Annotated in this window: 23 protein-coding genes; 7 read left to right on the forward strand and 16 right to left on the reverse strand. The window is 37.7% G+C overall.

What is annotated here, in order from left to right:
- From T420_RS0103935 to T420_RS0103955, 5 genes are all read right to left on the reverse strand, one after another.
- Positions 1-1,206 carry an efflux RND transporter periplasmic adaptor subunit gene (locus T420_RS0103935; protein ID WP_483416250.1) on the reverse strand — a complete coding sequence of 402 codons (1,206 nt, stop codon included), beginning with the start codon at positions 1,204-1,206 and terminating at the stop codon, positions 1-3.
- A gap of 11 nt (positions 1,207-1,217) precedes the next feature.
- Positions 1,218-2,702 carry an efflux transporter outer membrane subunit gene (locus tag T420_RS0103940; protein WP_013545577.1) on the reverse strand — a complete coding sequence of 495 codons (1,485 nt, stop codon included), beginning with the start codon at positions 2,700-2,702 and terminating at the stop codon, positions 1,218-1,220.
- 54 nt (positions 2,703-2,756) lie between these two features.
- Complete coding sequence (locus T420_RS0103945; RefSeq protein ID WP_013545578.1) at positions 2,757-3,575, reverse strand: exodeoxyribonuclease III; 819 nt, start codon at positions 3,573-3,575, stop codon at positions 2,757-2,759.
- A complete protein-coding gene (locus T420_RS0103950) occupies positions 3,575-4,207 on the reverse strand; it encodes a LolA family protein (RefSeq protein ID WP_013545579.1) in 633 nt (210 codons plus the stop codon). The genes T420_RS0103945 and T420_RS0103950 overlap by 1 nt, the downstream gene beginning before the upstream one ends.
- Positions 4,208-4,288: 81 nt before the next feature.
- Positions 4,289-6,709, reverse strand: a complete 2,421-nt coding sequence (locus T420_RS0103955) for an FtsK/SpoIIIE family DNA translocase (RefSeq protein ID WP_013545580.1) — start codon at positions 6,707-6,709, stop codon at positions 4,289-4,291.
- 191 nt (positions 6,710-6,900) lie between these two features.
- Here T420_RS0103955 and T420_RS0103960 point away from each other — a divergent pair, with 191 nt between their 5' ends.
- Entirely contained in the window at positions 6,901-8,145 is a 1,245-nt protein-coding gene (locus T420_RS0103960; RefSeq protein WP_013545582.1) for a ubiquinone biosynthesis hydroxylase, read from the forward strand.
- 368 nt (positions 8,146-8,513) lie between these two features.
- Here the strand turns inward: T420_RS0103960 and T420_RS0103970 are convergent, their stop codons facing one another.
- The 7 genes from T420_RS0103970 to rimM all read right to left on the reverse strand — a co-directional run bounded on the left by T420_RS0103970 (position 8,514) and on the right by rimM (position 14,585).
- On the reverse strand, positions 8,514-9,293 hold the full coding sequence (locus T420_RS0103970) for a succinate dehydrogenase iron-sulfur subunit (protein WP_013545583.1): 780 nt from the start codon (positions 9,291-9,293) through the stop codon (positions 8,514-8,516).
- Positions 9,294-9,307: 14 nt separating this feature from the next.
- The gene (sdhA, locus tag T420_RS0103975; RefSeq protein ID WP_013545584.1) at positions 9,308-11,152 is read right to left on the reverse strand and encodes a succinate dehydrogenase flavoprotein subunit; all 1,845 of its coding nucleotides are present in this window, start codon (positions 11,150-11,152) and stop codon (positions 9,308-9,310) included.
- A 5-nt stretch (positions 11,153-11,157) separates the two neighbouring features.
- Positions 11,158-11,544, reverse strand: a complete 387-nt coding sequence (sdhD, locus tag T420_RS0103980) for a succinate dehydrogenase, hydrophobic membrane anchor protein (protein WP_013545585.1) — start codon at positions 11,542-11,544, stop codon at positions 11,158-11,160.
- 15 nt (positions 11,545-11,559) lie between these two features.
- Complete coding sequence (gene sdhC, locus T420_RS0103985) at positions 11,560-11,961, reverse strand: succinate dehydrogenase, cytochrome b556 subunit (protein WP_026501160.1); 402 nt, start codon at positions 11,959-11,961, stop codon at positions 11,560-11,562.
- A 726-nt stretch (positions 11,962-12,687) separates the two neighbouring features.
- Positions 12,688-13,125, reverse strand: coding sequence for a 50S ribosomal protein L19 (gene rplS / locus T420_RS0103990; protein WP_013545588.1), 438 nt, complete (start codon positions 13,123-13,125; stop codon positions 12,688-12,690).
- Positions 13,126-13,338: 213 nt separating this feature from the next.
- Positions 13,339-14,037: a tRNA (guanosine(37)-N1)-methyltransferase TrmD gene (gene trmD, locus T420_RS0103995; protein ID WP_013545589.1), complete on the reverse strand. Its 699-nt coding sequence runs from the start codon at positions 14,035-14,037 to the stop codon at positions 13,339-13,341.
- 32 nt (positions 14,038-14,069) lie between these two features.
- Complete coding sequence (gene rimM / locus T420_RS0104000; RefSeq protein WP_013545590.1) at positions 14,070-14,585, reverse strand: ribosome maturation factor RimM; 516 nt, start codon at positions 14,583-14,585, stop codon at positions 14,070-14,072.
- Between the two features lie 177 nt (positions 14,586-14,762).
- Here rimM and T420_RS0104005 point away from each other — a divergent pair, with 177 nt between their 5' ends.
- Together T420_RS0104005 and T420_RS0104010 are read left to right on the forward strand one after the other, a co-directional pair.
- The gene (locus T420_RS0104005; protein WP_013545591.1) at positions 14,763-15,581 is read left to right on the forward strand and encodes a SapC family protein; all 819 of its coding nucleotides are present in this window, start codon (positions 14,763-14,765) and stop codon (positions 15,579-15,581) included.
- Positions 15,582-15,583: 2 nt separating this feature from the next.
- Positions 15,584-16,552, forward strand: coding sequence for a tyrosine recombinase XerC (locus T420_RS0104010; protein ID WP_013545592.1), 969 nt, complete (start codon positions 15,584-15,586; stop codon positions 16,550-16,552).
- A gap of 27 nt (positions 16,553-16,579) precedes the next feature.
- On the opposite strand, the gene T420_RS0104015 is transcribed toward T420_RS0104010, so the two are convergent.
- The gene (locus T420_RS0104015) at positions 16,580-16,858 is read right to left on the reverse strand and encodes a BolA family protein (protein ID WP_013545593.1); all 279 of its coding nucleotides are present in this window, start codon (positions 16,856-16,858) and stop codon (positions 16,580-16,582) included.
- A gap of 129 nt (positions 16,859-16,987) precedes the next feature.
- On the opposite strand from T420_RS0104015, the gene T420_RS0104020 reads away from it, so the two are divergent.
- The 3 genes from T420_RS0104020 to cobT all read left to right on the forward strand — a co-directional run bounded on the left by T420_RS0104020 (position 16,988) and on the right by cobT (position 20,661).
- Entirely contained in the window at positions 16,988-17,608 is a 621-nt protein-coding gene (locus T420_RS0104020; RefSeq protein ID WP_013545594.1) for a J domain-containing protein, read from the forward strand.
- 177 nt (positions 17,609-17,785) lie between these two features.
- Positions 17,786-18,772, forward strand: coding sequence for a cobaltochelatase subunit CobS (gene cobS, locus T420_RS0104025; protein WP_026501161.1), 987 nt, complete (start codon positions 17,786-17,788; stop codon positions 18,770-18,772).
- A gap of 14 nt (positions 18,773-18,786) precedes the next feature.
- On the forward strand, positions 18,787-20,661 hold the full coding sequence (cobT, locus tag T420_RS0104030; protein WP_013545596.1) for a cobaltochelatase subunit CobT: 1,875 nt from the start codon (positions 18,787-18,789) through the stop codon (positions 20,659-20,661).
- Between the two features lie 182 nt (positions 20,662-20,843).
- On the opposite strand, the gene T420_RS0104035 is transcribed toward cobT, so the two are convergent.
- Together T420_RS0104035 and rpmB are read right to left on the reverse strand one after the other, a co-directional pair.
- Complete coding sequence (locus T420_RS0104035; protein WP_013545597.1) at positions 20,844-21,497, reverse strand: VUT family protein; 654 nt, start codon at positions 21,495-21,497, stop codon at positions 20,844-20,846.
- A gap of 121 nt (positions 21,498-21,618) precedes the next feature.
- Entirely contained in the window at positions 21,619-21,912 is a 294-nt protein-coding gene (gene rpmB / locus T420_RS0104040) for a 50S ribosomal protein L28 (protein WP_013545598.1), read from the reverse strand.
- A gap of 247 nt (positions 21,913-22,159) precedes the next feature.
- Here rpmB and T420_RS0104045 point away from each other — a divergent pair, with 247 nt between their 5' ends.
- The gene (locus T420_RS0104045; RefSeq protein ID WP_026501162.1) at positions 22,160-22,936 is read left to right on the forward strand and encodes an SURF1 family protein; all 777 of its coding nucleotides are present in this window, start codon (positions 22,160-22,162) and stop codon (positions 22,934-22,936) included.
- Between the two features lie 271 nt (positions 22,937-23,207).
- Here the strand turns inward: T420_RS0104045 and T420_RS07200 are convergent, their stop codons facing one another.
- Positions 23,208-23,360, reverse strand: coding sequence for a DUF1127 domain-containing protein (locus T420_RS07200; RefSeq protein WP_013545600.1), 153 nt, complete (start codon positions 23,358-23,360; stop codon positions 23,208-23,210).
- Positions 23,361-23,372: the final 12 nt, after the last annotated feature.

Consider the following 23,372-nt stretch of genomic DNA (forward strand, 5'->3'; position numbering starts at 1 on the left):
TTAGATCTCATTTTCACTTTGTAAATCAGAAGAAACTAACAACCCATCCTGTGAACCAACAATCACCACATCACCCTCATTAAGCCCAGAAACAATCTCAGCCATCACTTTATTATTAAGTCCAACAGTTACTTGTTTTGCAACAACTTTGTCTCGACCAACCAAGATCTGCACCCACGCTTTATTCTCTTTCGTCTCATTGCGTAAGGCATCGCTTGGAACCAACAATACATTTCGGGCGCGCCCTAATATAATATTCACTTGAGCTGTCATATAAGTGCGCAAAAAACGATCTTTATTGTCAACATGTACGAGCCCGTTATAATAGATAGCTGATGATGCTAAAGAACTAGATGACATGTTAGGATTAATACTAATATCATTACGAATAGCTTCAGGGGCAGGCTCTATTGTTTCTAATGTTCCCTCATAACGGCGTCGTGTATCCCCTAAAACTGTGAAATAAAGATCTTGTCCAGCATGAACTTTCAAAATATCCGCTTCTGAAATTTGTGCTTTAATTGTCATTCTTGACAAATCTCCTAAAATAACAATTGTTGGTGCTGATTGAGCTGCATTAATATTTTGTCCTTCTTCAACAACGGTTGCTAAAACTGTTCCTGCAGAGGGCGCTGTTACCCTCGTATAGCTTAAATTTACTTCTGCACTCCTCACATCAATTTGTGCTTGTACAATTTGTTCTTGAAGTTGAGCAATTTGAGCTTCACGTATTTTGACTTGTGTTACTGCATCATCAAAATTAGCACGTGAAACTGCCCGTGCTTCAATCATTTTATTTTGACGTGCTAAATTTTGTTTTGCTAGAATCAGATAAGCTTCATGCTCCTTTAAATTCGCATAATAATAGGACAAAACTGCTTTTTTTCTTTTCAGATCATTTTCCTGGTCTGTAGGGTCAATCTCTGCTAAGAGATCTCCTTCTTCTACAACATCTCCAGATGCAACGCGGACAGAAATCACACGTCCTGTTGCACGCGCACCAACAGCCACCAATCGATAAGGACGCACAATTCCAGAAGCTAAAACCGTTTCCTCAATATCACCACGCGTAACCACTGCTGTCACATAATTTTTTGTATTTTTGCTCCCAAATAAAGCAGTGAGTATCTCAAAGACCAAGATGATAAAAATCACAACACAAAATAAAAAAAGCTTTTTGCGTTTTATGGTTGAATATTTCATCATAAAATATTTTATCATTGTTCTACTCTCACAGGTGAATTGGTAACCCTATCAACAACTTCTGGACGAGAAACATCAACCACACCATTCCATCCTCCTCCTAATGCTTTCATCAGTGCAATATAATGTTTAGCCAGAGCAATACGGCTATCCCTCAGTGACATTTGTGAAGAATAATAGGAACGATAAGCATTGAGTAATTCTAGGAAACTGGTATTCCCACTTTCAAAAAGGCCTTGCGAAAGCTGCAATGAATGTGAATAAGCTGAATTTGCAGCCAAAAGCTTTTTTAAACGCTGTTGTTCTTTATACAACTGCACCAATGCATTCTCTACTTCTTCTAAAGCCCCCAACACTGCTGCTCGATAAGTAATAAAAGCCTGATCACGCTGAGCACGTGCTACAGCAACAGAAGCAACCACTTGCCCCCCATTAAAAAAAGGAAAACGAAGATTTGGCCCAAAAGACCAACCAATCGTTGAACTTTTCGCCAATTGACCAATGGATTCTGCTGTTGTGGAAATATTACCCGTTAAGCTTAATGAAGGATAACGATCTGCTTCGCGTTGACCAATCCGCGCTGTTGCTTGAGCATACTGACGCTCTGCACGTCGTAAATCTGGACGTGTTAACAAAATATCAGCTGGAATTCCTACAGAGATTGGCCATTTTGGCTGTGGAATCTGCTTTTTTTTAGCACCTTTTTGCAAAAAGTCCTGCAATGCGAGAGGCACACGCCCAGTTAAAACGGAAAGACGATGAATACTCATCGATAAATTTGCTTCCATCTGTAAGATATCTGCCTCTGTATTGATCATTTGCGCTTGCGCATTTGAATTATCCAGCTCTGAAATATCACCGGCTTCTAATTTAGCCCCCATTAATTTAGCAGTTTTATGCTGCAACGCAGCAATAGAGCGTGCAATCGACAGTTTTTGTTGCCAACCACGCATTTCAACATAATTCGTTGCAATATCTCCTAAAAGAGTGACCATCGTAGCCCGTAGATCCTCCACAGTCGCATCAAGACCATAACCTGCCGCTTCAACTGCTCGTTTATGCCCTCCAAAAAGATCAAGCTCCCAGCTTGCATCAAAACCACCGCGATATTGTCTTAAAGAAATATCGGGCTGGCTAGAACTATGATTGCCTAGAATTAAACTTGAAACACTCGGTGAAAGATATCCTGTTGCTTGTCCTAAACTAGCCCGTGCTTCACGAACCCGCGCTTTAGCAACTGCAACACTATTATTTGCAGCAATTGCATCATTAATAAGCTCATCTAAAACCAGGTCATTAAAATTTCGCCACCAGCCCGCAAGCGCAACCGGATGCTCAGAGGTTTGTACAGAAAAATGTTGCCCCCAAATTGCTGGAACAGAAAAAGATGTCTTATGATAATCAGGACCAACAACACACCCTGGCAAAACAAAAAAAACAGAAAAAAAAGGATACAACAATCCTTTCAATAAAATCTGTTTTAAATTACTGATCCCCATTTATTCCTCAGCATTTTTCGAAAATCAATCCATTACATTTTCTTCATTCAATGCTTATTTTAAATTTCCTGAAAAATCAAATAAAGTTTGTACTGGAACATGGTCTGAAGGCTGAGACCACCCTCGTGCATCACGAAAAATTACAAGATCCTTAACAAAAGCCGCTAAATTTGGCGAAGACCAAACATGATCGAGCCGTCGACCGCGATCAGCAAGTGCCCAATCGCGTGCACGATAACTCCACCACGTATAAAGCTTGATAGGAACTGGAAATTTCATTCGCATCAGATCAACCCACCCACCTTCACGACATAAAGCTTGTAAACGCTCTGTCTCAATCGGCGTATGGCTTACAACTTTCAATAATTGCTTATGAGACCAAACATCCTCTGGCAAAGGAGCAATATTAAGATCACCCAACAAAAGAGACTCTAACCCATCTTCTTGATCTGCACGGATAGAAGACATTTCTTCTAAGAAATCAAGCTTATGACGAAATTTTTCATTCTTGTTTACATCAGGTTCATCCCCACCGGCAGGAATATAAAAATTATGAATTCGAATTCTCCTCCCATGAAGTTCAATAACAACTGAAAGGTGGCGACAATCTTCCTTGTGACAAAAGAAACGCTTTTCAACACTGACAAAAGGCAAACGAGAAATGATCGCTACACCATGATAAGACTTTTGACCGTTCAACGCGATATATTGATACCCTGCTGCTTCAAAAAACTCGCGTGGAAATAAATCATCTGAACATTTTGTTTCTTGTAGACATAAAATATCTACAGAACAAATATCTAAATATTGAAGAACCTGTGAAAGACGAAAACGAATGGAATTAATATTCCAAGTAGCGATATGAAAAAGCATTAATTGTTATTCCGACTCCGCGACATCACAGTATTTTTATAAGGAATTTTAAACATTCCATCAGCAAATCTAACGTTTGTTCGTACATTCATCACTTGAACAGTAGTTTCTAAATTCTGCTGATCAAGAATCGTCCATTGCCGCAACGCATAACTTTGAGAATCAAAAATCATTTTTATCTGTCCTTTGCCAATCGTTTTATCCCGTAGAACAATCATTACTGCCCCCGGATCCTCACGAAATGCTAATAAATTTGCTGATGATAAACTAATTGTATCACCCAATAAAAGCTTCATTGGTGTTTGAGAAAGCTGATAAAAGCTCCACGTATTTAAAGCGCGATTGTTAACCCCTACAGATTTGCCATCTGCGACAATCTGCAGCGGCACTCCCTTGTAACTAAAACGAATCTTCCCTGGACGCTCCAAATAAAATGTTCCCTTAGTTATTTTTCCCTTTGGACTAAATTGAATAAAATCACCCGTCATCGTTTTGATAGCCGCAAAATGATTAGCAATATTCTGAGCTCGAACCAATTGCTTCGCTGACTGCGAAAAAGCAGAACCAATCAACAACAAAAATAAAAAAATAACATTAAACGCTCTTCTCAATGACAAAAAATAAACCCTCATACACAACGCTCCTCATGTGCTCACCATATTCTATTGATTTTTTATATAAACAACAGATGGTTATGTGTTAAAAAACTTTATTTAAAATGGTTCCTCTATAGTAGGCACCAAAATTTCTCGTTTTCCTGCATGATTAGCTGAGCTAATAATCCCTTCTTCTTCCATCCGTTCAATCAATGAAGCAGCACGATTATAGCCAATACCCAAACGACGTTGAATATAAGAAGTTGAAGCTTTACGATCACGCAGGACTACCATCACAGCCTGCCTATAAGGTTCATCTTCTAATGAAGAAACAGATGAAACATCACTCTCACGATCTGCAACTTCTTGTGTAATAATCTCCAAATAATCAGGCTGTGCTTGCGCTTTCAGATGCGCAACAACCTGTTCAACTTCATCATCTGCCACAAAAGGCCCATGAATACGTTGAATACGTCCCCCTCCCATCATAAACAGCATATCTCCTTGCCCTAATAATTGTTCAGCTCCCTGTTCGCCAAGAATTGTCCGGCTATCGATCTTTGAACTCACAGAAAAAGAAATACGTGTTGGGAAATTAGCTTTAATTGTTCCTGTAATCACATCGACCGAAGGACGTTGTGTTGCCATAATGACGTGGATACCAGCAGCACGTGCCATTTGCGCCAAACGTTGCACTGCTCCTTCAATATCCTTACCAGCAACCATCATGAGATCTGCCATTTCATCAATAATAACAACGATATAAGGCAGAGGATTTAAATCGAGGGTTTCTGTTTCGTACAATGGTTCACCGGTTTTGTGGTCAAATCCAACCTGAACTGTCCGCGTCAATATTTCACCTTGTTTTTGTGCTTCTTTTAAACGAGTATTAAATCCATCAATATTACGAACATTAACTTTTGACATTTTACTGTAGCGCTCTTCCATTTCACGCACGGCCCATTTAAGAGCAATCACTGCTTTTTTAGGATCTGTCACCACGGGCGTCAATAAATGAGGAATACCATCATAAATCGAAAGCTCGAGCATTTTAGGATCGACCATAATTAAGCGACATTGTTCAGGTGTTAAACGATAAAGAAGCGACAAAATCATTGTATTAATAGCAACAGATTTACCCGATCCTGTCGTCCCTGCCACTAAAAGATGAGGCATTTTCGTTAAATCCGCAACAACTGTTTCACCTCCTATTGTTTTACCCAATGCAAGCCCTAATTTTGCTTCGCTATCAAAGAATTCCCGTGCCTGTAAAATTTCCCGCAAATAAACTATCTGGCGCGACGTATTAGGCAACTCTATTCCAATAACATTACGCCCTGGGATTACAGCAACACGTGCCGAAATAGAACGCATTGAGCGAGCAATATCATCTGCTAACCCAATAATACGCGAAGATTTAATGCCAGCAGCTGGTTCAAATTCATACAAAGTCACAACTGGACCAGGACGTGCATCAATAATCTCTCCTTTGACTCCAAAATCCAATAAAATATTCTTAAGTTCCTGAGAATTGGCTTTTAAAATAGCAGGGGAAAGTCGCATATCTTTCGCTGCTGATGGAGGAACAGCGAGATAATCCAAAAGTGGAAGGGTAAAACAATATTTCGAACGCGCTTTTGAAGACTTTAATACAGAGTTATTGGAAGCAGAAATAACCCTATTTTGGAAATCCTGAAATGCTTTTTTTTCATCAAAAAAAACGGGCTCAACTCGATTAAATGAGTTTTCCGTTTTTTCAAAAAAACTTATGAGCGAAAAAAAACGTCCAAAACGGGCTTGTAAAAAATAAAGAAAATGCAAAACTGCTCCAAAAGTTGTCGAGAAAAAACCACTACGGACTTCACTATTAGAATATTCTTCATTTTCTAATGTCTCAAAAACTGGATCCACATGAACCAATTCGTTTTCGCTTTTATCGACCTGACGTCGCCACGCTACATTGCCAGCAAAAATAGCCATTATAAAACTGACAAACGCTAAAAAAATACCCCACAACACGCTCTCTATAGGGGAAGAAAAAGAGAATAAAAACAAAGAAACAACATTTAAAATCTTATCTCCCCAAACGCCCCCAAGACCTATTGGCAATGGCCAGTTTGTAAAAGACGCAAAAGGGGTCATTAAAGCAAATGCAGCGGTAAACCAAATCGTTGAAATCAACCATAAGAAAAGGCGAAAAATAAAATTATGGATATCTTTTTGTGCAAGTAACAAAAGTGACCAAAATAATGGAGGTAACAAAATACCAAGACTTGCCAAACCAAAAAGTTGCATAGCAAGATCTGAAAAAACCGCACCAGGCCATCCCATAAGATTCTTGATCTGATTAGTATTGGCATAAGTCAATGATGGATCTGCAAAATTCCATGTCGCCAAAGCTAAAACACAAAAAATAAAGAGTCCTAGAAGACTCAGCCCAATCAAAACTCCTATTTGTCGCAACAATATTTCAATAAAGCGCAAATTCCGATATTCTGGCTTTTTTGGCAAATCATAAAGAGAAGAACCCTGATGCATTCATCAATCCTAAACATAAAACCCTTAACACAAGAGTTATATCTAAAATTTGTAACATAAAAAATATTAATACAGTTTTAACCAATATAATCACAACAATTTCTCTTTAAGACTGCACAAAAAGTGATAATAAGGTCATATCAATATCAATTAAGATTAAATAAACTGCCCACACAAGTGAAAGAAACAGAGTGACTTCCCACATCGATCAAACAATAAAACAATGTGATCTTCTTATTGGAGGCGGTGCAGCTGTTGGCTTGACACTTGCCGTGGCTCTCAAACATGCTGCTCCTGAGCTGAGAATAAATGTTGTTGATGCCACTTCCCAAGGAAAAACATCTACCAAAAATACACAAGCATTTGCTCTTGCTGCTGCTTCTATTCGTATGCTTGAACAACTACAGTGCTGGAAGCATATCAAACCTTATGCCCAACCTATCCATTCAATGACCATCACCGATGCACGCATCAATGATCCGATCAAACCAACTTTTTTAACATTTGAAGGAGATATAACACCCGATGAGCCCTTTGCGAGTATGGTTGAAAATAAAAGGCTCATCAGTGCTTTAAAAAAACGTGCAAAAGATCTAGATATCTCTTTTATCGAAAATACCACTGTCGTTCATTTTCACCAAGAAAACTTCCATACAACAGTCACCTTAAGTAATAAAGAAATTTGGCAAACAAAATTGCTGGTGGCAGCGAATGGAGCACACTCTACATTACGGGAAAAAGCCGGTCTTAAAAGCTTTTCTCACTCTTATGCACAAACAGCAATTACATGCATTATCGAACATGAAAAATCCCATCATGGTCAAGCAATCCAACATTTCTTCCCCGCTGGACCTTTTGCTCTTCTACCTCTCAAAGGCAACCGATTGGCTATTGTATGGAATGAAAAACACCATACTGCTCAATATTATCTTAAAGCTGATGCCTTGATTTTTGAAGAGGAAATTGAAAAACGTATTGGTCATCAATTTGGAAAAATCTCTTGGAATGGCGAACGCCAAGCATTTCCCCTAGTCCTTTCTTTAACAGACCATTGCATCAAACCTCGTTTTGCTCTCATAGGAGATGCTGCCCATACAATACATCCGATTGCAGGACAAGGACTCAATCTAGGGCTTCGTGATAGCGCTGCTTTAGCAGAAGTCATTATTGAAACAGCACGATTAGGTCTTGATATTGGATCAATGACAGCTCTCGAACGTTATCAAAGTTGGCGACGTTTTGAAACTGTGCGAATGGCTCTCAGTAATGACTGGATCAACAGACTCTTTTCTAATGATATCTTACTCTTGCGCATATTTCGCGATGTTGGCCTTGGACTTATTAATCAGATGCCAAAAATGAAAAAATATCTTATTCAAGAAGCCTCTGGCCTCACTTATAATGCACCCCGTCTTCTCCGTGGGCTCCCACTCTAAAAACTTAAAATCAACCCCTTAAATTTTCTATTTTTAAACAGAAAGTACTAATGTTTTATCTAAAATTTAAAGTCTACATTTTTTATATATTTAAAATAAAGACCAACAAATAACATCAGATTTTCGACATAAATACAGTTTCAAATAGAAATCAAATTTAAAAACTCTAATGTTTCAGCATATCATTTTTAATACATTTAAAGCTCAATTCGTTAGCAATAGTATGATGAAAATCTTTTGCAAACTTCCTCTCAGCCAATTTGCATAACAGTAAATATACAAAAGATTTTATACCTACGTCTGATCCAATTTTATAAAGAACACACATGCGCAAAAAAGCATATATACTCTTTTTAACTGATAAACCTTTAAAGACGTCGTTCAACCATAAGCTTTTTAATTTCAGCAATTGCCTTAGCTGGATTTAAACCCTTCGGGCAGGTTTGTGTACAATTCATAATCGTGTGACACCGATAAAGCCGAAAAGGATCTTCTAAATTATCAAGACGCTCACCGCTCATTTCATCACGAGAATCAATAATCCAGCGATAAGCCTGCAGTAAAACAGCAGGCCCTAAATAACGATCACCATTCCACCAATAACTTGGACAAGACGTTTGACAGCATGCACAAAGGATACACTCATAAAGACCATCAATTTTCTGACGATCAGAATAGCTTTGTAACCATTCTTTTGCAGGTTCAGGAGAAACAGTTTTCAGCCAAGGTTCAATGGCACGATGCTGTGCATAAAAACGCTTTAAATCAGGAACCAAATCTTTTACAATAGGCATAGAAGGTAGTGGATACACTTTGATTGGATGTTTTACATCGTCCATTCCCTTAGTACAAGCCAATGTATTGGTTCCATCAATATTCATCGCACATGAACCACAAATGCCCTCACGGCATGACCGACGGATTGTTAAAGTTGGGTCAATATGATTCTTAATAAATAAGAGTCCATCAAGAATCATCGGACCACAAACTGAACGATCCACATAATAAGTATCAAGATGAGGATTATCCTCATCATCAGGTGACCAACGATAAATATGAAATTCTGTTAAATGCGTAGCACCTTCAGGTTTAGGCCAAACTTTTCCAGCTTTAACTTGAGAATTTTTGGGAAGCCTAATTTGTACCATAACTCACTTTTCCCTTAGTAAATGCGCTTTTTAGGCATAATGCGCTTTAAATCTATACCACCATCCTCTTGGGACGTTAATGGATCAATATGAACAGGACGATATGATAATGTCACCTTCCCATCTTTTGACAAATGCGAAAGTGTGTGACGACGCCAATTTTTATCATCACGCTCTGGATAATCTTCTCGTGCATGCGCGCCACGGCTTTCCAAACGAGCAGCTGCAGAATAAACAGTCGTGATTGCATTGGCCATCAAATTTTCAAGCTCTAATGTTTCCACTAAATCAGAATTCCAAATAAGTGAACGGTCTGTCACTTTAAGGTCAGAAAGTTCATCCCAAATTTTACTTACCCGTTGGCATCCTTGTTCTAAAGAATTTGCTGTACGGAATACCGCAGCATCCTCTTGCATTGCACGTTGCATTTTTTCACGTAGCATAGCTGTTGGAATCTGTCCTTGAGCAAAGCGTAAACGGTCAAAACGTGCTATAATTTCATCAACTGCGGTCTCATTAATAGCTGGAATCTCTGCATTGCGATCTATGACTTCGCCTGCACGAATTGCAGCAGCACGTCCAAATACCACTAAATCAATTAATGAATTTGATCCTAAACGATTAGCACCATGAACAGATGCACATCCTGCCTCACCGACGGCCATCAAACCTGGTTGAACACGATCAGGAGAATCAGCTGTTGGGTTTAAAACTTCCCCGTAATAGTTGGTAGGAATACCGCCCATATTATAATGAACTGTTGGTAAAACAGGAACTGGCTCTTTGGTCAAATCGACCCCTGCAAAAATTCGGGCTGATTCAGAAATCCCTGGTAAACGCTCATGCAATATGGCGGGATCGATATGATTAAGCACCAAATGAATATGATCTTTTTTCGCACCAACACCACGCCCTTCACGAATTTCAAGTGTTATACAACGGGAAACTAAATCACGTGAAGCTAAATCCTTAAAGGATGGCGCATAACGTTCCATAAAGCGCTCACCTTCAGAATTAACTAAATAACCACCTTCACCACGTGCACCTTCTGTGATTAAGCAACCAGAACCGTAAATACCTGTAGGATGGAATTGAACAAATTCCATATCCTGAAGCGGTAATCCAGCCCGTGCAATCATTCCGCCACCATCCCCTGTACATGTATGAGCTGACGTCGCTGAAAAATAAGCTCGTCCATAACCGCCAGTTGCAAGAACAACCATCTTTGCAGAAAAACGATGGATTGTACCATCATCAAGATTCCAAGCCACAACACCTGTACACACCCCATCTGTCATAATCAAATCAAGCGCAAAATATTCGATAAAAAACTGCGCATTATGCTTAAGGCTTTGCCCATAAAGCGTATGCAAAATTGCATGACCAGTACGATCAGCTGCTGCACAAGTGCGTTGGACCGGTGGCCCTTCCCCAAATTCTGTGGTATGACCACCAAAAGGACGTTGATAAATCTTTCCTTCTTGTGTCCGTGAAAAAGGAACTCCATAATGTTCTAGCTCATAAACAGCAGCGGGTGCATTTCGGACTAAATATTCCATTGCATCGGTATCACCGAGCCAATCAGAACCTTTCACTGTATCATATAAATGCCATTGCCAATTATCAGGCCCCATATTCGATAAAGATGCAGCAATACCGCCTTGTGCCGCAACCGTGTGTGATCGAGTTGGGAAAACTTTTGTGATACATGCTGTTCTTAATCCTTGCTCAGCCATACCGAGAGTTGCACGTAAACCAGCTCCCCCAGCTCCAATAACAACAACATCAAATTTATGATCTACATAGCTATATGCAGCATGCCCCACTCTAGCACCTAGAGATGATATTGCATTTACCATATTGTTCAAACCCCTAATGCGATTTTTAAAAGGGCAAACATCATTATACTGCCCAAAATAAAACAAAATAAAATATTCAACACAAAAAAGAATATTCGCATACCTTCATGTGGAATATAATCTTCAATAACAACCTGCATACCAAGTTTCATGTAATAAAGACTTGAAAAAATCATTAATCCCATCAAAACTGTAACAATGGGATGTGAAAACCGCGAATGAACAACATTGTAATCTTTTCCCACGCATGACATAACAAGAATAATAAAAAATGTCCAAAGCAGCACATTGGCAAAACTTACCAGATTTTCTAACCAAAAATGCTCTGTTCCTGTATGTGCACTACCAAAGCCCCGCACTTTTCCAAGTTCTGTTCGCAAATCTTTTTTCATTTTTTCTACCTCTGGCTAAACAACGCCATACCCAATGATCCAAATTGCAATAGTGACAATAAGGGAAATAAAAACTGTAGCCCAAGCAGTTGAGGTTGCTTTTTCTTTGGCTAAACAACAAGGATTCATATTCCAAACAATATGGCGAATACATCCAACCATATGATGAACTCCAGCCAATGTATAGAAAAATAAAAGACAAAGCCCAGGAAGAGACTCATAAATTTGGTTAATCATTCTGAATGCATTAGCTCCACAAGCAATTGACACTAACCAAAGAGCCAAAAAGAGCATCCCAAAATAAAGCATAACACCAGTTATACGATGTGCTATCGAAATTGCCATAGTAATTGACCAACGATAAATACTGAGATGAGGAGAACGAGGGCGATCTTTTGTTGTAGTTGTCTCTATCATAAAACATCCTGACCTGGCTTTCACTGCAACTTTACCATCACGAGAAAATCCACGCAAAATGACTCAGTGCACGATTGTTTCAACTTGTTTAGTCGTAAGGGACTAACATTACAGGTCGGTTATTTAAAATGACGGATTAAAGGTCGCGCATAAAAAAACCGATTTGTCATACAGCTATAAACTATAAAACTTCCTCTGTGTAATACAATTTTATCTTCACGTCAAAGGGTTAACACCATTTCTTAAGCAAAAACATATATTTTTTACTCATGCTTCACTCTGCTCTTAACTTATATATTAACAGCTATATTCTATAACGATCATAATATGACTCTTGTGAAAAAATGCATATTTTAATTTTAATATTTTTCATGGTTCTATGACAAATTAGCTATTATAAATTTATGCTCCTACCAACCTTATTCTGACGAAAACTTACAAAATCCTTTGCTTTCTATATACGTCATGTGCTTTTCAAAAAATTTGAACTTAAATTATCATCACTGAAAAATATTAAAACTTCTTCTTCCTCTACAATCTCTCACAACCTCTTACAAAAGCCCTGGAAGCTTTACACTCTTCTGTAATAGCCTTCCTAATGAGAAAAAGCAAAAGAGGTATTAAAAATTTTATTATAAATTGTCTAAAATAGACATTATTAAAATAAAAAAGCAGCTTTACAGCTGCATTTTTTAATAAATCTGATTACATAACTTACTGAGCAGTTTACTCTGAGATATTTATAGCATTATCTGCAACAGTCATTTCTTTTATTTCTTTGGAATTGTTTTCATCTTTTCTACGGTACTCTCTCTTTTCCGCAATACGCGCTGCCTTTCCTCTGAGACCACGCAAGTAGTAGAGCTTCGCACGACGAACTTTACCTCGACGAACAAGCTCAACTCCTTCAATCAAAGGAGAATAGAGTGGAAACACACGTTCAACACCTTCTCCATAAGAAATTTTACGAACTGTAAAAGTTTCATTTAAACCGCCCCCTGAACGAGCGATACAAATTCCTTCATAGGCCTGAATACGGGTACGTGTACCTTCTGTCACACGAACCATAACACGCACTGTATCACCAACCTGAAATACAGGAAGTTGACGTTTTTCTTCAATTTTTGCGCATTGTTCAGCCTCAAGCTGTGCTATAATATTCATCTTTTTATCCTTCGTATTCTTTTCGAACAGCCAGAGCGCTCAACTCTCACCGAAAAAAGCTTTTAAAATACTCTTTAGGCTATGTTGGATACAGGAGCGAATACACTATCTCTTAATTTTGGGATACACATTTAAACCAGAATATATAGAAAGTTTCTTTAAAGGAAAGTCTCTAGAAAGCTCTACTAATAGTATATTATTTTTTGGGATGAATCAAGCTTTCTGATGCTTTTTATTGTAAAGAGCATAAAGATCGGGACGGCGTCGATGCGTTAGCAATTCAGCCTGTTCTCGACGCCAATCAGCAATAGCTTTGTGATGACCTGATGTTAAAACCGATGGAATACCTCGTCCTTCAAAAACAAAAGGACGCGTATACTGTGGATATTCAAGTAAACCATTTTCAAAACTCTCACACTCTGTAGAAATCTTATTGCCCATCACACCAGGTAAAAGTCGCACAACCGCATCCAATAAGACAAGAGCAGCCACTTCTCCCCCTGAAAGAATATAATCGCCAATAGAAATCTCTTCCAATTGCCGTGCTTCAATGATACGCTCATCTACTCCCTCAAAACGGCCACAAATCAGTGTTACTCCGGAACCAACCGCCAAAGAACGCGCATAAGCTTGATTAAAAGGTCGTCCACGTGGACTGAGTAACAATCTTGGTGTATCTAATGGACAACTGTCGATTGCTGCTGCTAGCACATCAACACGCATCACCATACCCGCACCACCACCAGCTGGTGTATCATCAACACTATGGTGTTTGTCTAAAGTGAAATCCCGAATTTGTACTGTGTTGAGCGACCATATTCCTTGCTTTAAAGCCCGTCCTGCTAAAGAATGTCCTAAAACTCCTGGAAACATTTCAGGATAAAGTGTTAAAATACGTGCACGAAACCCCATATTGATAACCATTCATCCCTTACATATGCACGTTACTCTTGATCATGAGACAAACCAGCAGCTATTGGATCCACAATCATAAAACCAGAATCAACGCAAATTTTTGGCACAGCCGCCTTGCTAAAAGAAATAAGCACTTTTTTACGAGAAGCTAACCGTACTTCAAGCAAATCACCAGCACCAAAATTAAAGAAACCACTCACCTTACCCAGCAGTTGATCTGCACAATCATAAACACAAAAACCTATCAAATCTATTTGATAAAATTCATCTTCAACCAAATCATCAGCCAATTGGCTTCTTTCAACATAAAGTTTGATTCCTTTCAAGGATTCTGCAACACTACGCTCTTCTATTCCTTTAAAATGTACAATTGCATTATTCTTTTGCACACGAAATGTAACAATTTCATAAGCACGTCCTGTTTCATCATAAAGAACACTATAACTCTTTAAACGCTGAGGTTCAGCACTCAATGTTTTAACAAAAACATCTCCCTTAATTCCATGAGCTGCAGTAATAATGGCAAGATATACTTTCTTTTTCATAATTTTTCTATTACACTTCCTCTTATTAAGTTTTTTTCTTTAAAAAAGAAAGAATCATTATAAAATTACAGTATTCATTTATCCTGTAACTTGCATTCAATATTGTTGCCACATAAAATCTTCTAATAAAGGCTCATTTTGGTGACAAAATAGAAATTAATATTAAGGAGAAATATTATGGCAAACGTCATGCTCTTTTACAAAAATGTCACCCCGGTTCACAAAGTTACTCATAAAAACCTCAAATTTACCCCATCAAGTGATATGTCCTTCGCAAAGAATACCCATTGGGTTCCTTTAGCAAGTGGTGAATATTTTCAAGCCGCTATAGATTATCCTATTTTATTTATGAGTGCACAAGATGAACAGCAGAAACGGCACTATACATCCGTTGCTCTCGTAGGTCTTTCTGATAACGATAATGATTATATTACTGCTGACAATCAGTGGAGAAAAAACACTTATATTCCTGCTTTTGTCCGCCGCTATCCTTTTGTTCTTGCAAAAATGCAAAATGAACAAGAACTTTCTGTTTGCTTTGATCAACAATCAGGTATGTTTAATGAAGTTTCAGGAATAGATCTTTTTAATTCAGATGGATCTATTTCACCATTTATGGAAGAATGTATTAATTTTCTTGAAAATTTTAAAATCAATATGGAAAAAACCGCTGAATTTATTGAAACCCTTGTAGAAATGGATCTTCTATGTCAAAAATCAATCAATGTAAAGAATGACAAAGGAGTGTCAGCACAATTGGAAAATTTCTGGATGGTTGATGAAGAAAAGCTCAATAAATTATTTGCTCATCAACTTGCTAAATTGCATAAACAGGGTTTCCTAGGGTGGATTTTTGCACATCTTATGTCAATGAATAATCTTCTAAAAATACTCTCCGAAAAAAGCGAAAATCAACTCTCCAATGAAAAGCTCAAAAAACAAAATGATCAAGCGAATGAAATAAAGCCTAAAAAAAAGAAAAGCGCTCTTAACTAAAAATGCTTCTCAAATATGATAGTAGAAATGACAAAAATATTCCTCTGATTCCAGCTGATCACACTCTTCTGATTGCAAGAAAGAATTGGTTGGAGAGTCTTGTACAGACACGTCGAATGACTGCTCAAACGGCAATAGCTTATGAGCGTGATACGAGGCAGTTTTTGTTCTTTCTCTGTCAACATTTAGGATATCAACCAACTCTCAATGATCTTGCTAATTTGCGTGTAGCTGATTTTCGTGCTTATTTAGCTTACCGTCGCACACAGAATATAAATGCCCGTTCTTTAAGCCGGAATATGGCGAGTTTACGTTCTTTTTTCAATTACTTATCCCGTGAAAAAGAAGTCAATGTTCCCGCTGCAAAACTTGTAAGAACACCAAAATATCCAAAATCATTGCCAAAAGCTTTGACTATAGAATCAGCGCTCCGTATAGTCAAAGAAGAAAATCAACAAGAAAATGAACCCTGGATCATTGCTCGTAATACCGCTATTTTGATCCTTCTTTATGGTTGTGGAATGCGGATATCAGAGGCTTTAGCACTCACTCCAGAACAATTTGCTGATCCCAGTATAAAAAGCTTATCTGTCACTGGAAAAGGAGGAAAAACACGCCTTGTCCCAATGATTCCGATAGTCCATGAAGCGGTAGAAAATTATCTTAAATGCTGTCCTTATCCTTTATTAAACAATCAACCAATATTTCGCGGCGTTCGAGGGAAACCTTTACAACCGGCTATTATTCAGCGCACTGTTCAAAACTTACGCGCTCATCTTGGTTTACCAGAAACAACCACACCACATGCATTACGTCATTCTTTTGCCACCCATCTTTTATCACGGGGTGGAGATTTGCGAACTATTCAAGAACTGCTCGGCCATGCTTGTCTATCGACAACGCAAGTCTACACCCATATTGATACAAATTATTTATTAGAAATTTATCAAAAAGCACATCCACGAGCCTAAAAAACTTTTGAACTGAACAAAAACATGTTAAACACCTTCAATCTCAAGCGCCAAAGCATGAATATTTGTCACCAATTCTTGTTGTAAAACTTTATAAATCGCCCGATGTATTTCTACACGCTTCATACCAGAAAAAGCAGAAGAGAGCATTTTCACACGAAAATGTGTTTCCCCCTTGCCATCGAAAGCATGTTCATCATGGCGATGACCCGCATGAAGATGACTTTCATTAATTACTTCAAGTTTTTGCGGAAAGAAAGCATCACGCAGTTTTGTTTCAATTATTATTTGAATTGTACGAGACATTTTTTTCCCTTCACAAAGACGAATATTGCAGCTAGTTTTTTTTAATACAATATTTAATAGAATAAATATGAAAATAAATTTTTTACAAGTCAATTCTTGTCAAAAGACCGATCTTGCATAAGGCAAAATATGACAACAACATCTAAATTATTCGACTCAATTCGTATCAGTTCCAACAAAAAAAAGCAGGGACAATCACAAATACAAAAGTGCCAATGGGAAGGATGCGAAAAAACAGGATCGCACAAAGCACCAGCAGGACGAAATCACGAAGGACAATATCTGTATTTTTGCATTGAGCACATCCGTGCTTATAATAAAAATTTTAATTATTTCTCAGGTCTCAGCGACAAAGACATTGCAAAATTTCACAAAGATGCTCTTACAGGACATCGTCCAACATGGTCTGCAAGACTTAATAATAGCACAGCAAAAAAAACAGCCTCCGATTATGCAAAAATTCGCTCTGGAACGGCTGCTTACCAAAATCGTATGCGCGATCCATTCAAACTTTTTACCCAACGAAATTCAAATAATACGAACAAACGAAAACTCAAACCCTTGGAAGCCAAAGCTTTTGATACTTTGGGATTACAAGAAAATGCCTCAGCTGAAGATATCAAAACAAAATATAAGGAGCTTGTTAAAAAACATCACCCTGATGCTAATGGTGGTAATCGCTCTTCAGAAGAACGCTTTCGTGATGTGCTCCATGCCTATAATTTACTGAAAAAATCTGGTAGGTGCTAAAAATCTACATTCAAATACTTTTATTGCTCAATTACCAAGGTTTTTTAAAAACATCATGCAACAAGACATCTCCTTCATAGTCAATCTCTATTATCATGAGAGCATTTGCATAAGTGGTCTATGTTCTGTATTGTTTGATAACAAAATAATAAACAGCAGATATCTTCCTCAAAAATGATGACAAAAAAAAATCTTACAGTCTCAGATACACCAGACACAACAGTCTGGGCTCGGGATGTATTCAATATTGACATTGAAATGAAAGTGCCTGCCTTTAGCACAAAAAGCTCTCATGTTCCTGATTTAGATCCTGATTATCTTTTTGATCAACAAACGACTTTAGCACTTTTGGCAGGTTTTGCTTTTAACCGACGTGTCATGGTATCCGGCTATCATGGTACAGGAAAATCGACGCATATTGAACAAGTTGCTGCACGTCTTAATTGGCCTTGTATTCGCATTAATCTTGATGGACATATTAGCCGTATTGACTTAATTGGAAAAGATGCTATCGTTTTGAAAGATGGCTTGCAAATCACTGAATTTAAAGATGGTATTTTGCCATGGGCTTATCAAAATAATATTGCTCTCATTTTCGATGAATATGACGCAGGACGGCCAGATGTTATGTTTGTCATCCAACGAGTACTTGAATCCTCTGGACGGCTTAGCTTGCTTGATCAAAATCGTGTTATTACCCCTCATCCAGCATTTCGACTTTTTGCAACAGCAAATACTATTGGTCTTGGCGATACAACAGGATTGTATCATGGTACACAACAAATCAATCAAGCTCAAATGGACCGTTGGTCGATTGTAACAATATTAAATTATTTACCCCATGATAAAGAAGTTGATATCATTTGCTCAAAGGTTAAACATTTTCAAATCAATGAAGGTAAAAAAACTATTTCACAAATGGTCCATGTTGCTGATATGGTGCGCAAAGCTTTTATGAATGGAGATATTTCGACAGTTATGAGCCCCCGTACCGTCATGACTTGGGCAGAAAACACCACAATTTTTCAAGATATTGGTTTTGCTTTCCGTTTAACCTTTCTTAATAAATGTGATGAACTTGAACGGGCAATTGTTGCAGAATTTTATCAACGTGCCTTTGGAAATGAACTTCCTGAATCACTTATTCATCATGTCTTGCCTTAAGGAATGCGTCAATCATGACTGCAACAGCAGGCGATAACAAAAAAAATTCGGCAAAATATTCTTCTAACAGCAATTTTGATACTGAAACTTTTAAAAGAGCTATTTCTACTTGTATTCGCGCTATTGCTAACACACGAAAATTTAATGTTTTTTTTAGTCATAATAGATCATCCTTAAGCGATAATTGTGCGCATTTACCAGAATTACCTCAACAAACAACATGTAAAGATTTAGCTGTCACTCGGGGATTAGGTGATTCCATAGCGCTGCGCAAAGCATGGCATGATAGCTGCATTCATACCCAATTCGCCCCGACAGAACCAGAAGCACGAGCTATCTTTGATACACTTGAACAAACACGTGTTGAAGCGATTGGCACTTTAACAATGAAAGGAATCGCACAAAATCTTGATACAATGCTCGCCGATAAATATCAAAAAGCTCATTATAAGACGATAAGGAATCAAAATGAAGCTCCTTTTCAAGAAGCGATTGCGCTTTTATTGCGTGAAAAAATAACAAAACGCCCTCCCCCACGAGAAGCTGGAATTGTCTTAGAATTATGGCGCCAATCAATAGAAAAAAAAGTTGCAACAGAATTACGCGCACTGACAATTCATGTTTATAACCAAAATGTTTTCGCACAAATAGCACGTCAAATGCTTGTTGTACTAGAAATGACTAATCCATTGGAAGTAAACTCTAATAATCCAACTTCCAAAGAACAAAGTAACAATCATGATACCCAAAATCAAACAGAAGAAGAGAGTGAAAACGAAAAAAAATCTCAAAGTGAAAAACAAAAACCAACCGAACAAAGTAACGATGCACAAAATGAAGGCAAAGAAAAAGTCATTCAGTCAAATGATAATGACAAGCCTAAAGAAGAACAAGAAGACTCTCAACAAAACAAATCAGGAAAATCAAAATACTTTCTTAATACCTCTCAAAAAATGGAAAAATTGGCTGGCTATAAAATTTTTACTCACGAATTTGATGCTATTTTGGATGCGACTCATTTTTGTTCTGTAACAGAATTAGATCATTTGCGTCGTTGTCTTGATCAGCAATTAAATCATCTTCAAAGTATTGTTGGACGCTTAGCAAACAGACTCCAACGCCGTCTCATGGCACAACAAAACCGTGCTTGGAAGTTTGATCTCGAAGAAGGCTATCTTGATACAACACGTCTTTCTCGCCTTATTATTGACCCAATGCAACCACCCTCTTTTAAAATGGAATGTGAAACACAATTCCGTAATACAGTTGTTTCACTGCTTATTGATAATTCAGGATCTATGAGAGAACGCCCCATCACTGTCGCAGCAAGTTGTGCTGATATTTTAGCACAAACTCTTGAACGTTGTGGAGTCAAAGTAGAAATTTTAGGCTTTACCACAAAAGCGTGGAAAGGGGGAAAAGCGCGCGAAAAATGGATTAATCAAAATAAACCTTCTCATCCAGGACGTCTGAATGACTTGTGCCATATTATTTATAAAAGCGCTGATACACCATGGCGTCGTGCTCGACGCAATTTAGGCTTAATGTTGCAAGAAGGATTATTAAAAGAAAATATTGATGGAGAAGCCCTTATTTGGGCATATCAGCGGCTTTTATCGCGATACGAACATCGTCGTATATTAATGGTTATTTCTGATGGCGCTCCTGTTGACGATTCAACCCTTTCTGTTAATCCTAGTAATTATCTGGACAAACATTTGCGTGCTGTGATTCAAGAAATTCAAGCAAACTCCCCCATAGAACTCATTGCTATTGGAATCGGCCACGATGTAACGCGTTATTATCAACGCGCTGTAACAATCGTTAATGCTGAAGAACTAGCGAATGCCATAACAAAACAGCTTGCGGCGCTCTTTAACACCCCCTAGCCTTTATAGAACAGAATTTTAAAAGATAAAGATTTCAAACCAATAATTGAGGCCTGAATCAAATGTTATCTCAAAACAAATACTGATACATTTCCTCTTTCTAAGAATAAAACTCTTCCTATTACAGCAGTGCAATAGAATAAATATTATTATTTCTTATAAACAAAAGATATCTCCTTTTTTCAGCGCCCTTGATAAAAAGGAGTATGACAACTCTTCAAAATCACACCATAAGGCACAAGCATAAATAAGCTCATAATAATTTTTATTAAAAAATCACCAAAAGCAAGTGAAATCCAAACAGGAATCACAATGCTCCCTAAAGTTAGACTTTCCACTATAGAGCCATCAGCATAGCCAACCAATTGATCAATAAAGGCAAAATTACTCGCAAAGGCAAGAGCAAAAAATAAAACCGTATCCAAAGCTGAACCAACCAATCCCGCTATTAAAGGTGCCTTCCACCATGCTTTACGCCGCAAAGGTGTAAAAACTGCAATATCAAGTAATTGCCCAAATAAAAATGCTGCACTAGAAGCAATAGCAAGACGTGGTGTAGCAATTATCCAAGAAATAAAAAAAGCCGTAATGAAACCAGCATAAACAACGCGTCTTGCTGGCGCCGGACCATAAAAGCGATTGGTCAAATCATTAATCAAAAAAGCAATCGGATATGTAAAAGCTCCATAGGTCAATAAATCGTTCAAACCAAACCAACAGATAGGATACTGCACTAAAATATTGGAAGCTGTCACCACAACACACATTGCAAAACTTGCAAAAAAAATGTAATTTTCTTTTTTCTGCGCAGCTAAAGACTTATCTGTTGAAAGCATTCTTTGTAACCTAGAGATAGAAAATCAAAACGAATAAAATATCGCAACCAGACCGTCAAAACTAAAGAATGGCGCTTCCCCAGCAAAAGTAAACAGCTCACTCTGCAAAGAAGCAAAACGATTAAGCAACTTGCTCAGCTTTTTTCTTTATGATCTGACGTTTTAATAAACGTGCACGCTGTGATAATTCCTTATCATCAGCTTTGACCAAAAAACCATCGAGACCACCGCGATGCTCAACTGAACGCAAAGCATTTGCTGAAATACGCAAACGATAACTTTGCTGAAGCACTTCCGATATCAATGTTACATTGCAAAGATTTGGTAAAAAACGACGACGCGTTTTATTGTTTGCATGACTAACATTATTGCCATACTGGACCGCTTTTCCTGTCAATTCGCAGGCACGAGACATAGACTTCACCTTTAAATTCTAAGAAACTCTAATTTCAATGCCAGCAAAATAAAACAGATGCGAAACACACACCCATTGCCTTGAACGGGCATTATTGGAAAATTAAATTTCTATAAGTTGTTAGTTACAAAAGGTCAAGTCTTTTAGTTTTTTTTTGACAACCTATTGGTCAATTTTATTATTTTTTTATAAATACATTATCAAATACTTTCTTTTAGCTCTTTTCATGCTAGAAGATATTCTTATCATGGTTACAATCGATCATCCTAAAATAAAAGAGCAACGAAAAAGCATCTGTCTTTCTTCTATTTTATTTGGCATCTCATGTGTGTTCTTTTTTGTTGTCTTTAGTGCACTAGGTGTGTGGCAAATACAACGATTAAACTGGAAAACAACCCTTATTACCAGTGCTAATCACCGTATTCACCTTGCACCAGTAAAAGCACCACTTCAAAGCCAATGGTTAAATGTTACTTTTGATAAAGATGAATATCGCCCAATTACAATTACTGGAGAACTTCTTACAAACAAAAATATTCTCGTAACCGCTGTTACACAAAATACCACTGGTTATTGGGTTTTAACCCCTTTAAAAACAATCGATAACACAGTGACTTTTGTAAATCGCGGTTTTATTCCTATGGAGGCACGTTACCAATTTGAACAAGAGGAAAAAAACAATTCACTTGACAATAATCCTGCGCATACTTTAGATCAAATTACGATTACAGGCCTTTTACGGATGAGTGAAAAAAATGGGTTTTTTCCACGCAAAAACAAACCTGACCAAAATTTATGGCATACACGCGAACTCCCCGCTATGGCCAAAAAACTAGGCCTTTCTCCTGTTGCTCCCTATTTTATTGATGCTCGGTCACAAATAGACCCTCAAAAGAATTTACCTATTGCAGGTCTTACTGTTATACAATTTAACAATAATCACCTAACTTATGCTATAACATGGTTTATCTTAGCTGCCGGTATTCTAAGCGCCTCTCTTTTTCTGATTCGATATAAAAACTGAAAAAAATATACAATAAATAAGTCGCTCTCTATATTATTTCGCGCTTGTTTTCAGAACTGTATAACAGTCCATCTGATTAAAGCATCGTACTAAACGTTCGCTTTGCCTCTTCGAAGGAAGCAACGAAGCAACACGTCGAACCCCAAAGTAGCACAAAAGACCTCTTTCCTCTTGAACCTTACTGACCATATCGAGTAGAAAAAAATAAAGCTGCCCGTTTACTAAAGAAAATAGGCCTCTCTATAAACTAAATTCTTATTAAACAATAATATCAAAATGATTTGCGTGAAGAACGCCATGCAATTGAACTAATATCAGCACGATTAATGCCAAGATCACTAAGCTCGTATGTTGAAAGACTACTCAACGCATTAACCGTCCGACGATAACGACGCCATTGACTATAAGAACGCAAAATATTCATACTTTTCACCAA

Source organism: Bartonella clarridgeiae ATCC 51734, assembly GCF_000518185.1.
In the GTDB taxonomy this organism is placed as follows: domain Bacteria; phylum Pseudomonadota; class Alphaproteobacteria; order Rhizobiales; family Rhizobiaceae; genus Bartonella; species Bartonella clarridgeiae.

Coding starts and splice junctions, on each gene's coding strand:
- T420_RS0104035 (WP_013545597.1), bottom strand. CDS start 21,497: ATGCTTTCAACAGATAAGTCTTTAGCTGCGCAGAAAAAAGAAAATTAC.
- T420_RS0103950 (WP_013545579.1), bottom strand. CDS start 4,207: ATGAGGGTTTATTTTTTGTCATTGAGAAGAGCGTTTAATGTTATTTTT.
- T420_RS0103945 (WP_013545578.1), bottom strand. CDS start 3,575: ATGCTTTTTCATATCGCTACTTGGAATATTAATTCCATTCGTTTTCGT.
- T420_RS0104020 (WP_013545594.1), top strand. CDS start 16,988: ATGACAACAACATCTAAATTATTCGACTCAATTCGTATCAGTTCCAAC.
- T420_RS0104015 (WP_013545593.1), bottom strand. CDS start 16,858: ATGTCTCGTACAATTCAAATAATAATTGAAACAAAACTGCGTGATGCT.
- T420_RS0103935 (WP_483416250.1), bottom strand. CDS start 1,206: ATGATGAAATATTCAACCATAAAACGCAAAAAGCTTTTTTTATTTTGT.
- sdhA (WP_013545584.1), bottom strand. CDS start 11,152: ATGGTAAATGCAATATCATCTCTAGGTGCTAGAGTGGGGCATGCTGCA.
- sdhD (WP_013545585.1), bottom strand. CDS start 11,544: ATGAAAAAAGATTTGCGAACAGAACTTGGAAAAGTGCGGGGCTTTGGT.
- rimM (WP_013545590.1), bottom strand. CDS start 14,585: ATGAAAAAGAAAGTATATCTTGCCATTATTACTGCAGCTCATGGAATT.
- T420_RS0104005 (WP_013545591.1), top strand. CDS start 14,763: ATGGCAAACGTCATGCTCTTTTACAAAAATGTCACCCCGGTTCACAAA.
- T420_RS07200 (WP_013545600.1), bottom strand. CDS start 23,360: ATGAATATTTTGCGTTCTTATAGTCAATGGCGTCGTTATCGTCGGACG.
- rpmB (WP_013545598.1), bottom strand. CDS start 21,912: ATGTCTCGTGCCTGCGAATTGACAGGAAAAGCGGTCCAGTATGGCAAT.
- sdhC (WP_026501160.1), bottom strand. CDS start 11,961: ATGATAGAGACAACTACAACAAAAGATCGCCCTCGTTCTCCTCATCTC.
- trmD (WP_013545589.1), bottom strand. CDS start 14,037: ATGGGGTTTCGTGCACGTATTTTAACACTTTATCCTGAAATGTTTCCA.
- cobS (WP_026501161.1), top strand. CDS start 17,786: ATGACAAAAAAAAATCTTACAGTCTCAGATACACCAGACACAACAGTC.
- T420_RS0103955 (WP_013545580.1), bottom strand. CDS start 6,709: ATGCATCAGGGTTCTTCTCTTTATGATTTGCCAAAAAAGCCAGAATAT.
- T420_RS0103940 (WP_013545577.1), bottom strand. CDS start 2,702: ATGGGGATCAGTAATTTAAAACAGATTTTATTGAAAGGATTGTTGTAT.
- T420_RS0104010 (WP_013545592.1), top strand. CDS start 15,584: ATGCTTCTCAAATATGATAGTAGAAATGACAAAAATATTCCTCTGATT.
- T420_RS0104045 (WP_026501162.1), top strand. CDS start 22,160: ATGGTTACAATCGATCATCCTAAAATAAAAGAGCAACGAAAAAGCATC.
- T420_RS0103970 (WP_013545583.1), bottom strand. CDS start 9,293: ATGGTACAAATTAGGCTTCCCAAAAATTCTCAAGTTAAAGCTGGAAAA.
- rplS (WP_013545588.1), bottom strand. CDS start 13,125: ATGAATATTATAGCACAGCTTGAGGCTGAACAATGCGCAAAAATTGAA.
- cobT (WP_013545596.1), top strand. CDS start 18,787: ATGACTGCAACAGCAGGCGATAACAAAAAAAATTCGGCAAAATATTCT.